The following is a 14,720-nucleotide window of genomic DNA, read 5'->3' as shown; positions in this document are numbered from 1 at the left end:
GCTACAAACTATATTTAAAGGAGAACGCTCATGATAAAAAGGAAACTTATTTCAGCAGTCACGTGCTTCGCACTTCTGGTAAGCCTTCTTTCTCCAGCCAGTGTGCTGGCACAGGATTCTGACCACAGCGATAACAGCGGCACCCCGGAAGGTACTAAAAACTATGTCAGCGACGCATCCTATGAAGCCTTTGGACTGACCGGTGTAACCGATAAAAGCCAGCAGCCAAAGGATTTCACCTCGAATGCCGCCGATCCTCTCGCAAACTACACACCCATGGAACTTTCTGAGCTTTACGTGGCCTCTGCTAACAGGCATACCCCTTATACCGGCCAGGCCCAGATTTTGAAAGGGCCAGAAAAATTTACCGGAGATAATATCAAGCTGGACAACCTGAAGGAGGAAGCACACAAAAGCTATTCTCCAAGCGATCACTACCAGGCTCAGAACGCAGTGAGCATGGAGTACGATAGCAAGCCAGGGGAAGATACCCCCCAAAAGGGCATCGCCGAAAGCACCCTTTATACCAGAGAAGACCCAAATCACCACAACCAGGTAATGAGTTTTATGCGGATCACCACTTACGATAAGGATATGAATGTGCTGGACAGCAAGGAATACTCGCTTTCGGATCCAGCTGGCCCCAGCAATTCCGATTGGGTGAACAACGTTGAGGCGGACAGCGCCCTTGGGCTCACAGCTCTCGCCGCCGGATCTTACTACTATCATAATTTTCCTCCTGCCCTTGCGTTTTACGTCCCCTCCAATGCCTATTGGGGTCCTTATATTATCATCGCAGGCCTTGACCAGCATGGCAAAATCAATGAACAACAGCGTATTTATCTCAGCGACCTTGATAAAAACGCCTTTGGAGATTTCGCCTACCATGACTGGCAGCTGCCAGTGGTAGATCTTGCCACCACAAGCATCTCCGGAGCTGACGACCTGGTGATCAACGCCTCACTCCCAGTCAAAAACTCTAACGGCTATGACAGGCGTTTCCAACGCAGTGTATCATGTATTTACGACTTCACAAACGTCCCTGCAACTGGAAAATATGAGATGGTGAAGGTTTTTGACATCCCTCATGAGGCTGGCTACAACAGCATGCGTTTCGCCTCAGCCTGCGACACAGACCTCAACGGCAACGGCGTCAAAGAGCTGATCGTTGCCGGCCACGTTAACTATTCAAAAAGCTACTATGACTGCGGTTATATGGATGTGAATTCAAACATGGTGCAGATGGTTACCTGGGATTCAGGATACCAATATGTCTGGTCCAATCCTCAGACAGTCCATAAAATAAACGATGTTTACGTCGGTAAGGAAATGCTGGAGCCAGCGGCTCTGAGTGCCGGAAGGTATTTTTCGGAAGATCCAAAGGATTACCTGTTTTTGGAGGGTGTTACCTTTAAGTTTGACAGAGACTTCCCCGCGACAGCCCACACCGAGGCCGATTATTTTAAAGACAACGCGCTGAAAGACATACACTCCATGTCGCTGGGCGGTATGCGTAATAAGTTTATTTCCCGCGCTGTGACTTCCTGCTTTGCAAAGGACCGGTACGGCACAGAGCAAACAGTGGTGGTAAGCGGCGCCATTGAGGCCTACACCAACTACCATATCGACTATGATGTCAGCTGGGTGCATGGCAGCGGCGTCCCCAAAAGCACCGAGATCTCCCAGACAAAATCCGATATTGGCTACATTGATGACCGAGGCGAAAACTTTGACGGCACCTTTCTAACCATCACCGATGTAGACTTTGACGACGACACCGTCTATTTTAAGTATAAAGGCAAAGAAAGCGGCTGGAGCGCACCGACCTCACTGGCCGTTCTGTCTCCTACGCCGCATTATAACGAATTGCTGGGAATGGACGGCTACAAGCCCGGCGAGGTCTCCTTTAAGATCAGCTCCTCCCACGGAAGCGGTACAGAGGGCGACTGGAATGTGGGCGGCGGTGTCAACATGGGGGTCCAGCTCACAGCAGGAGTAGGCCTTTGCGCCAATGAAGTCTTAATCGGCGGCGCCTTTAACGATCAGTTGATGCTCTCCTACGTCGGCTCGGTCTTCTCATCCAACAATATCACCACCAGCCTCACCTACACCGCGGACAGCGACACAGCAAACGTCGTCTGCATTGCCTCGCCGGTCACCTCTTACCTCTATGATGTATGGATACCGGAGTATACAATAACCCAGGAGCTGCTGGACAACTATAAGAAGAACACAGGAGAAGACTTAAAGGGCTATAAAGTCGGTGATACGGCTGGCGGTAACTTTGAAACCTGCTCCATTGACAATGTATATGACCCTCAATACAGCCTGATAACAGCAGCGCAGTATAATAAAGCTGCTGAGAGCGCAAAACCCATTGGAAATAATGCGGGGATCAAAAAAATTAATACCGCCGAAATTTTCGGAGATTCCTTTGTTCCCGGCGCACCGGACACCTATCCAAAAGAGCTGGCAGATATTCCAAATGTTGCCGATCAAAGCTATAATAAAGGCGGAAAATACGCTGTCACCAGCGGCGGCAGCTCCGTAACCTTTGACGTCGACCATGAGCAGACCCAGGAATACAAAAACGGCTTTAACCTGGACTTCAGCGCCGAACTTGACATGGTAGCAAGTGTAACAGCAAGCTTTTTCATGAGGCTTAATGCCGAAGGAAGGATTGGTCTTGACTTCACGGCGGGCGGCGGGGCGTCCTGGATTAACTCGACCGCTCACGGAAAAGGGGTCGGGGCAACGGTTAATGCGCTTCCCAAAGCTGCAAATGCCTATGCCTTTAATATCACACCGGTTATGTGGCGTACCACTGCCCTGGAAAAGGATAAGGATGGCAAGAACCCCTACATCCTTGGCTTCCTGACAGAAGGCGCTGAGAATGCCCCGCCAACGCTTCCGGATATGTGGATCTACGATACACAGCTGGCGCCAGACTCTAAAACATCTTCCGTGACCCTCTGCTGGGATGCGGCGGACGCGACGCGGCAAGCCGACCTGTTTGAGCTGTATATGACCGCGCGGGATGGCACGGCTCTGCCGCAGGGAACCACCACAGGCAATATGATGACCGTCACAGGTCTGGAACCCGGCGAAGTTTATAACTTCCAGCTGCGGGCCTATAAAGACCAAAACAAGGCCAATCCCAGCGTGCTCGGAAAAATGCTGACCGCCACCACACAGCCCGCTTCCCACCCTGACATATCCCAGCAGCCTAAAGACGTCAAGACACTGGTGGGCTCATCTGCCTTGTTTAATGTCTCGGTTGTTGACGAGACTACCCCTCCTACGCATATGTATCAATGGGAAAAGTTTGCTTTTGACGAGGATTCCTTCCTTGGAAACTGGGAGCGCCAGGGCGAGCCGTCAAACAATGATGAATTCAGAATAGAACACACCCAGTTGGAAGATAACAATACCAAGATTCGCGTCATTGTCTATGACAACTACCTGGAAAACGGCATCTACCCCATGGCGTATTCGAAGGAAGCGTATTTGACCGTTTTACCAGCATCCACAGACACCAGCGCTCAAACTGGCAGTACCATATCCAGCCAGCCTCAGCTTAACCTCCAGGTCGGCGATACTGCCAGTATCGGCGAGGAGGATATGGTGCCACAGGGCGAGGACGGCAGCAGCTATCCCATCACAATTGACGGGCTTGACAGTACACAGCTCCCCGATGACGCCTGGGCTTACCTGTTGTTTATCGACTCGGACGAAAATGTCCGTCTCATGGAAAAAAATCTGTTTACAGAAGGCACCAACTTTAACATCGACCTTGACAGCTTTTTCAGCGGACCAGATGCTTTAAAAGAAGGACGTACACAGGTGCTCTGTGTTTACACTGAGTCCAGACTGCAGGGCAGCGTACCGGAGCAATTAGAAACACTAAAGCAGTTTCTGCATGGCGACAGCACAGCACTTCAACAGACTCAGAAAACTTTGCCGGACTACACATACCTGCCGAGCTTTGCTACAGCAGCCATCAACTATCACAATGTCGATTTGGACAGTAACTCCATAAAGCTGGATTACGAGACAGGCCGGGGCCGCAACAACCCGCTTAATCTAAAAAGGCTTACACGGGCCACACCACGCTTTACACTAAAGCCCGCAGAAATCAAAGGTGGAAAGTTCACAGGCTGGTTCGCAGACTCAGAGCACACAGCAGCCGTAGATACAGTTGGCCCGGTGCCGCCTGTCAGCGTCCATCCCATACTCCACGCAGCCTATGAGAATACAGAGTATCCCATTACTTATCACCTGGACGGAGGGACTAACCATCCGGATAACCCCCTCACTTACACCATTGTATCACCCTCTCTCTACCTGAACGCACCAGAAAAGCCCGGTTACCGCTTTATGGGCTGGTACACAGACCCCGGTCTGCAAAACGCCATCGACTCCATTGGTCATGGCTCGACAGGTGGTCTTGATCTTTATGCAAAATGGGAATTGATCCATTACAGCATTTACTACACTGCCGGCACAGGTGAACTGCCTCCGGGCAACCCGGATACTTACACTATCCATGACGCAGTGTCCTTAACTCCGCCTTTGTATGCCGAGGGCAACGGCACATGGTATCAGGACAGCGTCTATACACAATTATTTGAAGACAAGCCAGCGGGATCTACCGGAACACTGGTACTTTATGGCAAAGAAAACCAACAGCCAACTCCTGGCCCAAGTCCTTCCGATGATCCAAATTCCGGCGATAAACCGGCGGCCGGCTCAGCAAAAGGCGTTAGTACCGGCTATCAGCCAGATAACCAGCTGTGGATTATTCTGACTGCCTTTGGTGCAGCCGCCGTAATCATTCTCGCAATGCGGCAGTATCAGAAAAAGCATCAGCGTTCCTGATGTACTAAAAATAAAAAGGCAGCTCCCCTTTCACAGGGCAGCTGCCTTTTTGCATACACGTTGCGCATTATCTAAAATGTAATAATCCCTTTTTTCATCACCCTGCGGTCCAGCAGCTTTTCATAGGCTTCAATGCTGTCCTCAAACTTAAAGTAGTCCGAAATAAAGTCTTTGATTTCCAGCTGGCCGGAGCGCATCCATTCCAGAACCTGTTCATGGGCTTTTCCTTCTTCGCTCTTTCTTGGCATCTGCTGGTAAATAACACGCCAGTTATAGTCAGCCTGGCTGAAATCAATGGTGATCTCTTCCTTTTCAGGCACGCCGTAGCACAGCACTGCCCCACGGTCCTTGATCAGCCCCATGCCCTGGTTTACAATGGCTGGTGAACCGGCAGCGTCCAGTACAAAATCCACGCCTTCCGGGAAAATCTTCCGTACTTCCTCACGCACATCCTGGTCCTTGCTGTTGATCAGATGTGTCGCGCCATGCGCTTTGGCCTGTTCCAGTTTTTCCGGTACAATGTCGCAGGCAATCAGATTTTTAACCCCAAGCAGGCTCATAAACTTCATATAGGTCAGCCCAACCGGACCGCAGCCAAAGACCACAACAGAATCGGTGGGCTGGATACCAAAGTAACGGATGGAGGATAAAACCTCGCGGAAGGTGATGATCATGACCGCGTCTACCGGGTCCAGGTCGTCATCAAGCACAGTCTGGGCATAAGCACATTCCGGCGCTTCTCCCTCCGGGTAAGCCTGCGGATCGCATACTACAGCGTACTCGCTCAGCGCACCCCAGCCTGAGCCAAGCCCAGGCAGATTTTCTTCGTCTGGATCAACAAAGGGCAGCAGCACCTTATCGCCAGGTTTTAAGCCCTTTACCTTTGCGCCGACTTCAACGACCTCTCCCACGCCCTCATGGCCCAGCATAATCGGGTATACCGACTCTGGAAAGCCCTTAAAGGTGCGGTGAAGCAGCTTGACATCTGTACCGCACATACCGCAGGCAATTGTTTTCACCAATGCCTGGTGCTCATCATATTTTGGCTTATTTACCTCTTCAAGGGACATGCTTCCGTCTTTTCCAACAACAAATGTTCTCATTATTAACTCCTCCTCTGGATCATGCCTGCACCCTATTATATTTCCCCTACTGAAAATAATGTGCAGCTCTCATGTTTTAATGTAATTACATAATAACGTAAATTCTTTAATAGGTATATTAGCACAGTCTTTGGAGAAAAGCAATACTATTTTTTAAATAAATTGGGTAACAAGATCCGGATGGTGTATCAGAAGACTTGCAAATCCCACAATGATCAGCAAAATAAGCATGCAGACAATATGCGTCTTCTTATGCATCGCCAGAATTGCCACATACTCCCTAAGCAGCGCGTTATACCAAAAGTAGAATTTTGTTTTCGCGCCAATGCCCTGAGCCTTAAGCTCTGCCTTTCTGGCATAGATGCCTGCACGGAAAACATGATAATTGGAGGTTGAGAACAAAATGTGCAGGTGTTTCATATCCGCTTCCCGGCTTTCGATGAGTTGTCTGGAAAACAGCATATTTTCATAGGTATTTTTAGATTGATCCTCGACCAGAATACGATCCGCTGGAATCCCCTGCTCCAGGGCGTACCGCTTCATAGCTTCGCCCTCGGCAATCTGCTCATCGCCGCCCTTGCCGCCAGACATGATGAGCATGGGCGGTTTCTTTTTTTTATCCGCCTGCCGCCGGTAAACCTTGAGGGCCCTGTCGATCCGGCCAGCCAGCAGCGGCGTAACTCTATTACCGCCCATCAGGCCAGAGCCCAGTACAATTATGTAATCCTGCCTGAGAAGCGGCCTGTAAATCCCATAAATAAAGGATGACAGAATAAAATTTGAAAACACGAGCAGAAGGTATAATAAAATTATGTTGACCACCAGCATAATAACTGAGAGTACATCGTCGATCTCGACATTTTTAAAGGAGACCATTCCCAAAACCAGCCACAGCAGAATACCGATGCCTACCAGCAAACTGAGTAGATTGGCTTTGCTGCGCCCTTCCTTTCTCAGGAGGTTCACGGCGCTGTAAAAAGAAATTGCCAGAATAATAAACACGCCTGTAAATAGAAGCAGGATGGCTGCCATTGCGATAATAACAAGCAGGAAAAATAAAAATGGATTTCCTGTTTCACCCGCCAGCATAACAAGTGAAAGACCGCTGATCATCAATAAAATAAAAAACAGAAACCCATTGATCAGTCTTCTTCGATCCTGTAGATATACAAGTAGGAAAAACAAGAGATAAATGAGATTAACAGCATATATAAGCATTGTATTTCTCCTTATTTTCAACTTTTTCTTATTTATACCCATTTTTATACCATTCTCACTGCACATCCCTCCTCTCAAAAAGAAAAACGCCTGCTGTCAGGCGTTCCTCTTTATATGATAATTTAATTAGGGAGCATTATGATCATGCCAGAAGCATTGGCAAAATTGAAAAATTAAAAATTTGCAGTACAGCGATGGTAAAAGCCGGTGGGTCGATATGGCTGTCGGTATTCGTATTGAAAGTACGCGCCGCAATATCACAGAGAACTGCGCCGATCATACCGATAATAACACCGCCGATAATCGACAGAACTGCGTTCTGGGTTACCGCAAAAACCGTAAGGACAGTGGTCGCCGCCGGTAAAATGATCTGGTGAAGGTTTTCCATTGGCAGCTTCATCGGCAGCCATAGGAAACAGATTGCCGCAATCCCAAAGGCAAAAGACCCCATGTTGTTAAACAGGTACATAGCTTCCTGGGAACCGTCAAGCCCCATCTGTCCAAGCGCCACCGTGATACAGCCTACCAACAGACTGCTGCCGGCGCCCAGGACCAGCAGAAAGGTAAACCTGTTTTTATCCGGCAGGAAAACATGCTTTTCCCCTTCCCATTTTCCAAATAAACCGCTCGTCCCCAGTGTGAGACGGGTGAGCAGGCCATTCAGGAAAACGGTGATAGCAACCGTATCGGTCCAGCCTGCCAGATTGAGCACATTTACCCCAAACAGGTCTGAGATCACAAACTCAATAAGGTAGCCGACAACGCCGAACACCCCGCCGACCAGCAGCGCAGCGCCATCATTGTATTTACACAGCGGCGTGATGATATCTGCGCCGCTCTCCATCTTTCCCCTGCGCATGAGATAAGCCCCGGCCGCTGCCGCGCCGCAAAAGGAAATATGCGGTCCAAACCATGAGCCAAAGCTGACAAAGGGTATCATCGGCGCGCCGGCCGCCCCTCCGAGAATGGCTGCGACGACTGTAATCCCTGTAAAAATAAATGCTGTTACCCCACCGATACACGCGCCGAAAACACCGCCGCCAAAGGCGGCAATTAACATTAAAATATCCATATTTTCAAATCCCCTTATTTATCCTCTAAATAAACCGCTATGCGATTTCCTTTGCTACCTTAGCGGCAGACCCTGCATCCTCTGCAAAAGCATCTGCACCGATCTCATCGGCAAACGCCTGCGTGACCGGAGCGCCGCCGACCATAATCTTAAAACTCTTTTCCACATCCGAGCCCTTAATGGCTGCCACTGCGTCGCCGAGCGCGGGCATGGTCGTTGTGAGAAGGGCAGAAAGGCCCACAATTTTAACGTCCGGATTCTGTCTTATCGCCTCGATAATCACTTCGTTTTTCACATCGACGCCCAGGTCAATCACCTCAAAGCCAGCACTTTCAATCATCATTCCCACCAGATTTTTGCCGATGTCGTGAAGATCCCCTTCGACAGTGGCGAGAATGTACTTTCCCATGGAGCCAGTGGCGTCTGCAGACAGATACGGCTTTAAGACGTCCACCCCTTTTTTCATGGTCTTTGCCGCAATGAGCATTTCCGGCACATAGATGTCGCCATTTTTAAATTTTTCCCCTACATTATCCATGGCGCCGATCATACCTGTATTTAAAATATCCATCGCATCACAGCCCTCATCCAGGGCTTCCTGCACCAGGCCGGCAATGATTTTTTTCTTCCCCTTCTCAACTGCCTGGCCGATCTCATCAATTTTCGTCATTTCTATTAACCTCTTTTCATTTCACATTTCCAAACAAGCCGTCACGGTAAGCGTTAATATACTCGATGCAGTATTCATCCTCACCCAAAAGTGCCTCGGCCGCGTAAATCAGGCCCATCATATCCGCATTCAGCGGGTCCAGAATGGCGCTGTCCATGCCTGCGTTCATGGCCAGAATCATAAACCCCTGGTTCACGTATTTGCGGGCTGGCAGATTAAAGGAAATATTGCTGGCGGCGCCGGTCACATGGACTGACGGGTACCGCTTTTTAATTTCCCGGATAGTTTCTGTGACAGTCTCAATCCCGTCCTCAGACGCACAGAGCATCTCCACCAGCGGGTCGATATGGATGCGCCCCGGCGCTATACCATATGTTTTTGCTTTATCCATAATGGCTTCAAAAATCTCCAGCCGCTTTTTCGCTGTTTTGGGAATGCCCGAATCATCGCAGAGCAGCGCCGTGCATTCCCATTTTGTATCCGCAATGGCCGGGAAAATAATGTCAATCTTATCCCCTTCAAGGGACACCGAATTAACCAGCCCCGCGCTGTTGCAGTGCGGCAGCATTTCTCTGAGGACCTCCGGTGACGGGCTGTCCACAGCCAGCGGCGTATCCGTCACTTCCTGAACTGTCTCGATCATCCATTTCAGGGTTTCTGCCTCGCGCTTTTCTGGCACCGACGCACAGACGTCAATAAAATCAGCGCCGGCAGCGCTTTGCTTTTCAGCCAACTCCTGCAAAAATGCTGTATCTCTTTCCTCTATAGCCTTTGCCACAGATGGGATTGAGCCATTTATTTTTTCTCCGATAATAATCATGGGCTTTCCTCTTTAATATTCATTCCAGTTCAATGCCACGTCATACATGGCGTCAATGTTTTCAAGGGGCGTATCCTGCTGGATACGGTGGCTTGGACTGAAGAAATAACCGCCATCCCTTCCCAGTACAGCAAGGGTTTCCTTTGTAAGCTCACGGATCGCATCAGGCTTGAGGTTCGGCAGATCCTGTTGGGTGTCCATACCGCCGTGAAAGGTGAGCCTATCCCCGAATTTCTCCTTGAGTATATGAATGTCCATATTTTTGGCTGAGGTCTGGATAGGGTCAAGGACCCTGACGCCAGCGTCGATGAAATCTGGGATCAAGGGCATAACAGAACCGCAGGTATGGTAGATCAGTGTCGCGTTGTGGCTGTCCGCCATATCGCACAGCTCCTTGAGCCCGGGCGCAAAGTAGGTCATAAAGACATCCCGGTTGATCATCAGGCTGTTTTGAGTGCCCATGTCATCCTTATAAAAGATAAAATCCATTTTCCCCTTGGCCGCGGTGAGCAGCCGGTCATAATAGCCCACCCAGAAGTCTGTAACGCGGCGGACTGCCTCCTGCATCATTTCCTCCTCAGACATAAGCAGGATCATAGCATTTTCCATGCCAAAAAGGTAAGTCAGCTGATGGAAAACTCCGTGGTAGCCCTCACAGTGGATACCGGGGCCGCAGACCGCATAACCCTCGTACTGGTCACACATCCTTTCCACAACCGAATAGTCATAGGCGTCAGGCGTCGGCCATTTATAGTCCCGAACCTTGTCCATATCGTCATCGTCCTCCACATCACCCAGAGGATTAAGGTCTACGTATAAATCACGGCTGTGGCCAGTGATGCGTTCCCTCCGGCGAACTCCCCATTCGTCATAAAACGTACCGTCTGCGGATTTTTTAAAGGCCGGGCCTGTATAAGGCGGAATCACCTCCCTGAAATCCACCTGATAGTATTCCAGCAGCTCGTCATAGGTTTTTCCATAGTATCTCCCTAAGTTTTTTGCCACAATATCTGTCGACCGGAAATTGATTGGCGCCCGGTCCGGCCGTTCATGGTGCAGCGCCATTTGCACACGCTCTCTAGAATTCACAATACACACTCCTATTTGGTAAAATTATATTTGAATAACAGCTGATGATGGTCGTCCATTTCCCTTTTCAGATTTTCGTACACGCGCTGCCAGATGCCGAAGAAATCCTGGTACATCTCATGGTTCTTCATATCCGGTTCAATGGTTTCGGTCACCTTGACAATATCCCTGGACATGGCAATTATGCTGTCGCAAAGCCCCGCGCCCTTGGCTGCCAGTATCGCATCGCCCAGCGGCGCTGCCTCATCCACATTGGTGGTGCTTAGCGGAATGCCTGTGACATCCGCGGTAATACGGTTCCAGAATCTGCTCTTGGTGGGGCCGCCGTTCAGGGTCAGTCCGTCAATCTTCGCGCCGGAGGCCTGGGCTATCTTGATGTTAGAGTACAGGTCAAAGGCTACGCCCTCCATAAGCGCACGAATCATATCTTCACGGCTGGTACTCAGGGTTACGCCGAAGAATACCCCCTTTGAATTAGGGTTCCAGTGAGGTGAAAGCGTGTTCCCGAGATAAGGCAGGTATAAAAGTCCGCCGGCGCCCGGCTTAGTCTGGGCTGCCGCCTCGGCGTCATAGAGACTGAAAACATTCTGCCCGGTCGATTTCGCAATGATCTGCTCGTGACCGCCGAAGGTGCCGTTAAACCAGTTAAGCGAAGCGCCGGTAAAGGCCATGGGCGCATCGAACATGGTCAGCCCTGGAATGACATGAGGCCACTTGAGAATCCGGAATTCTTCCTTGCGCTCCGGTGTCGGAATCATGATCCCCAGGTTGGAGCCTGTGCCCATGGAGTAATACGCCTGATAAGCCTTGGTAACGCCGCAGCCCAGAGCCGCTGAGCTGATGTCTGTGCCGCCGGCCACTACGATGGTGCCCTTCTTCAAACCCGTTTCGGCAGCGGCTTCGTCATCCACAGTGCCGACCACCTCGTCACAGTCATAGATCTTTGGATATTTATCAATGGGCACACCGATTTTTTCTGCCAGCTCCGCGTTCCATTCGCCTTTCTGGTAATCGAAGGGATAAAACAAACCGGCGTCCCCCTTGTTGATGGTAAATTCCTTACAGAGCCGGTAGGTGCAGTAGCCTGCGGGCGATAAGAGCTTATAGGTCTTGTTAAAAAGCCCCGGCTCATGTTTTTTCATCCATAACGCCTTTGGCTCAATAAACCAGCAGGCAATGCGGTTACCGTTGTTGTAGTTGATAACCTCCTCGCCCACACGCTCACGGATTTCATTACATTCCTCCTCGGCCCGGGCGTCCATCCAGATCATCCCCGGGCGCACCGGGTGGCCGCCTTTATCAATGGGCAGCATTACCCCTACCAGCCCTGAAAGAGCAACACCCGCAATGTTTTCCGCATCAATGCCGCAATCCAGACACTGGCGGATGGCTGATTTTACAGCAGACCAGTAGCTGTCGCCCTCCTGCTCGGCGTAGCCTGGCTTTGAGAGCAGAAGCGGATGCGTCTGGAATCCCTTTGCCACGATCTGGTTGGTTCGGGTGTCCAGTACCCGCGCTTTTACACTTGATGTACCGATATCAATTCCTAATGTTAAATAGCCCTTCATTTTTAAATCCCCTTATGTTTTTTAATACTACATCTTCTTTGATACTTTTTGAAACATTCTGATCAGTTTGTTCATTTAGACATGTTTTTCAACATCTTATGATCACATTTTAGTTTATTTTGACATGATTGTCAATATATTTTTTCAAATAATTTCATTTTTACGATGTTATTTGAAATATTTAGATTCATTTTTGACATGTTTTGACATTTTTATAAAAACAAAAACCGCTGCGGAGCTTTACTCCGTCAGCGGTTCGTAATGACTTCAACCTGCATTTCATCAAATGCCTTTTTATATTCCTCCGGATAACCGGTCGTGGTGATAATATGCCCAACAGCGTCAAATTCACATATCTTGCGAAACGCGCGCTTGCCGAATTTGGTTTCATCGGCCAGTACATAGGTTTTATCCGAAAATTTCAAGAGCATGGTGTATATCTCGGCAAGGTAGTTATTGTTGATGGTATAGCCAAAATCCTCCGACACGCCATTGACCGTTATGAAGGATTTCTCAATATAAATATTTTTAAGGGTTTCCTGCGCAAAGGAGCCTGAGGTAAAATACTTTTTACTCTCGATTTCCACATCGCCGCCCAGAAAAATCAGACGGATATTAGGCTTTGGCGCCAGCTCCATAACCACGTTAAAGCTGTGCGTTACCACCGTAATGTTTTCAGCTGTAATAAATTTGCTCATCTGCCAGCAGCTGTTCCCAGCGCCGATAAATATAATATCGCCTGACTGCACCAGTCCCGCTGCCGCGTAGCCCACCTCGGTTTTCAGCCCGATCAGGTCATCGGCATTTTCATAGAACACCTGGTTGATCTGAGTATCGCTGAGCACCATACCGCCGCGCTTTTTCTCGAGGAATCCCTCCTTCGCAAGCTTATCAACATCCCGCCGGACCGTTGAGAGGCTGGCCGGCACTGCCTCACACAGGGTCTTGTAGTCTGCGCTCCGGTGCTCCAGCAAATATTTTTTTATTTTGTCAATTCTCTGCTCTTCAAACATGGGTTACCACCTGTCTGTTATAGTAAATTCATTCTAGCATTTTTTTGAAGGTAAGACAAGGGGAGGAATCATTTTAATCGCCTGTCTGAAACCGCCTCGTTGACACTAAAACGAAGAAAGGCTATAATCATCTTGATTACACCTGTAAGATCAGGAGGACTAGAATGACCGAAAAACTTCCCCAAATATCCGAAGCCGAGTTCGAGGTGATGCAGATCATCTGGGATAAAGCGCCCATCAACACTAACCAGATCGTCGGTCTGCTCATCGGTGTCATCTCCAGTATCAAAAAGCTCCTCGGCGACAGGCTGACCCGCAGGTACCATTATTTCATCTGGTTCGTCCTGTTAATCTCCCTGTGCGTTGTGCTCCTGCCCGATTCTTTATTTAAAGCCGTTGGTTTTTCGATCTTTCAGCACTGCAAGCAGTGCCGGAGGTACAAAAAAGCAGTTCCAGGAACGTATACGGTAGTATATGAGATAAAGCGACATAAAATACGTTTTTCACTACACCTATTTGACTGAGTTATTCTTAATTATTTTTTTTAGCTCTTCAATTGATAAAACCGAATCTCTTTTTCTATGTATCATTCTATGACAATTTGGACAGACACATACTAAATCCGTTTCAGGATTGATCACTTCTTCACTTTTCATATTGGATAAAGGCTTAATATGATGCACCTCAATAAAATCCTTTCCGTATTCTCCGTATTTTTCTTCAAAATCAAATCCACAAATCATACATTTTGTTCCATGTAAAACAATAGCTTTTTCTCTGTTTTTCTTATTTCGTTCGTATTTTGTAGTATAAATAAGCTTTTTCTTACCCTCCTTATCATATATTTCACTTCTAAAATTCCCATTTCCATCATAATTTACTTTTTCCAAGTCAATCATTTCAATCTCATACAACATAGAGCTTAACTTTTTAAACTTTAATGACGGATAATTCATTCCATGATGATATATGCTATGAAACTTTTTAGAAAGATCTGCCATCCAAAAAAGTCTGGTGCGCGCTGTTTTCATCGACTCCTTACTAATCCGAGCTTTGTACTTTTTATTTTCATATAACAGCTCAATATTTACTTTCTCACCTAGATTCAAAGCATCTATACCAAAAAACCATCTAATTCCAATAGGTACTGCAGTTCCACTGCTGACAAAAACAGATTTATCACATTTTTTTATTGCTATATTATCGCTGTAAGCTTCCCAAGAATAAAATTTCCCTAGCCTTTTCACAAAAATATCCTTTCATTTATATCCTTTATTCTAAGTAAAATC

General features: G+C 48.3%; 11 protein-coding genes. 2 read left to right on the top strand and 9 right to left on the bottom strand.

The annotated features are described in order from the left end of the window. The first annotated feature begins 30 nt into the window (after window positions 1-30). Window positions 31-4,878, top strand: coding sequence for an InlB B-repeat-containing protein (locus FYJ53_RS01140; RefSeq protein WP_154556896.1), 4,848 nt, complete (start codon window positions 31-33; stop codon window positions 4,876-4,878). Between the two features lie 71 nt (window positions 4,879-4,949). On the opposite strand, the gene FYJ53_RS01135 is transcribed toward FYJ53_RS01140, so the two are convergent. The 8 genes from FYJ53_RS01135 to FYJ53_RS01100 form a co-directional block, all read right to left on the bottom strand. After that, complete coding sequence (locus tag FYJ53_RS01135) at window positions 4,950-5,981, bottom strand: zinc-binding dehydrogenase (RefSeq protein WP_013382486.1); 1,032 nt, start codon at window positions 5,979-5,981, stop codon at window positions 4,950-4,952. 153 nt (window positions 5,982-6,134) lie between these two features. Then, entirely contained in the window at window positions 6,135-7,199 is a 1,065-nt protein-coding gene (locus FYJ53_RS01130; RefSeq protein ID WP_187367944.1) for a YdcF family protein, read from the bottom strand. A 142-nt stretch (window positions 7,200-7,341) separates the two neighbouring features. Further along, entirely contained in the window at window positions 7,342-8,271 is a 930-nt protein-coding gene (locus FYJ53_RS01125; protein ID WP_148429130.1) for a hypothetical protein, read from the bottom strand. 37 nt (window positions 8,272-8,308) lie between these two features. After that, complete coding sequence (locus FYJ53_RS01120; RefSeq protein ID WP_133968459.1) at window positions 8,309-8,941, bottom strand: corrinoid protein; 633 nt, start codon at window positions 8,939-8,941, stop codon at window positions 8,309-8,311. A 16-nt stretch (window positions 8,942-8,957) separates the two neighbouring features. Then, the gene (locus tag FYJ53_RS01115) at window positions 8,958-9,761 is read right to left on the bottom strand and encodes a methyltetrahydrofolate cobalamin methyltransferase (RefSeq protein ID WP_148429128.1); all 804 of its coding nucleotides are present in this window, start codon (window positions 9,759-9,761) and stop codon (window positions 8,958-8,960) included. Window positions 9,762-9,773: 12 nt separating this feature from the next. Further along, window positions 9,774-10,850: a uroporphyrinogen decarboxylase family protein gene (locus tag FYJ53_RS21755; protein ID WP_148429126.1), complete on the bottom strand. Its 1,077-nt coding sequence runs from the start codon at window positions 10,848-10,850 to the stop codon at window positions 9,774-9,776. An 11-nt stretch (window positions 10,851-10,861) separates the two neighbouring features. Further along, window positions 10,862-12,418: an FGGY-family carbohydrate kinase gene (locus tag FYJ53_RS01105; protein WP_148429124.1), complete on the bottom strand. Its 1,557-nt coding sequence runs from the start codon at window positions 12,416-12,418 to the stop codon at window positions 10,862-10,864. 248 nt (window positions 12,419-12,666) lie between these two features. Then, a complete protein-coding gene (locus tag FYJ53_RS01100) occupies window positions 12,667-13,431 on the bottom strand; it encodes a DeoR/GlpR family DNA-binding transcription regulator (protein ID WP_148429122.1) in 765 nt (254 codons plus the stop codon). A gap of 164 nt (window positions 13,432-13,595) precedes the next feature. Between FYJ53_RS01100 and FYJ53_RS21360 the strand changes: the two genes are divergently transcribed. After that, a complete protein-coding gene (locus FYJ53_RS21360) occupies window positions 13,596-13,955 on the top strand; it encodes a hypothetical protein (RefSeq protein ID WP_227929898.1) in 360 nt (119 codons plus the stop codon). On the opposite strand, the gene FYJ53_RS21750 is transcribed toward FYJ53_RS21360, so the two are convergent. Continuing rightward, window positions 13,944-14,678: an HNH endonuclease gene (locus tag FYJ53_RS21750; RefSeq protein WP_227929897.1), complete on the bottom strand. Its 735-nt coding sequence runs from the start codon at window positions 14,676-14,678 to the stop codon at window positions 13,944-13,946. The two genes, FYJ53_RS21360 and FYJ53_RS21750, sit on opposite strands and share 12 nt — an antisense overlap. Window positions 14,679-14,720 lie beyond the last annotated feature (42 nt).

It is taken from the genome of Eubacterium sp. BL-380-WT-2B (genome assembly GCF_009696115.1).
Lineage (GTDB): Bacteria > Bacillota > Clostridia > Eubacteriales > Eubacteriaceae > Eubacterium > Eubacterium callanderi.
The sequence above is the reverse complement of the archived record's forward strand: the minus strand, read 5'-3'. Positions and strand labels throughout refer to the sequence as shown.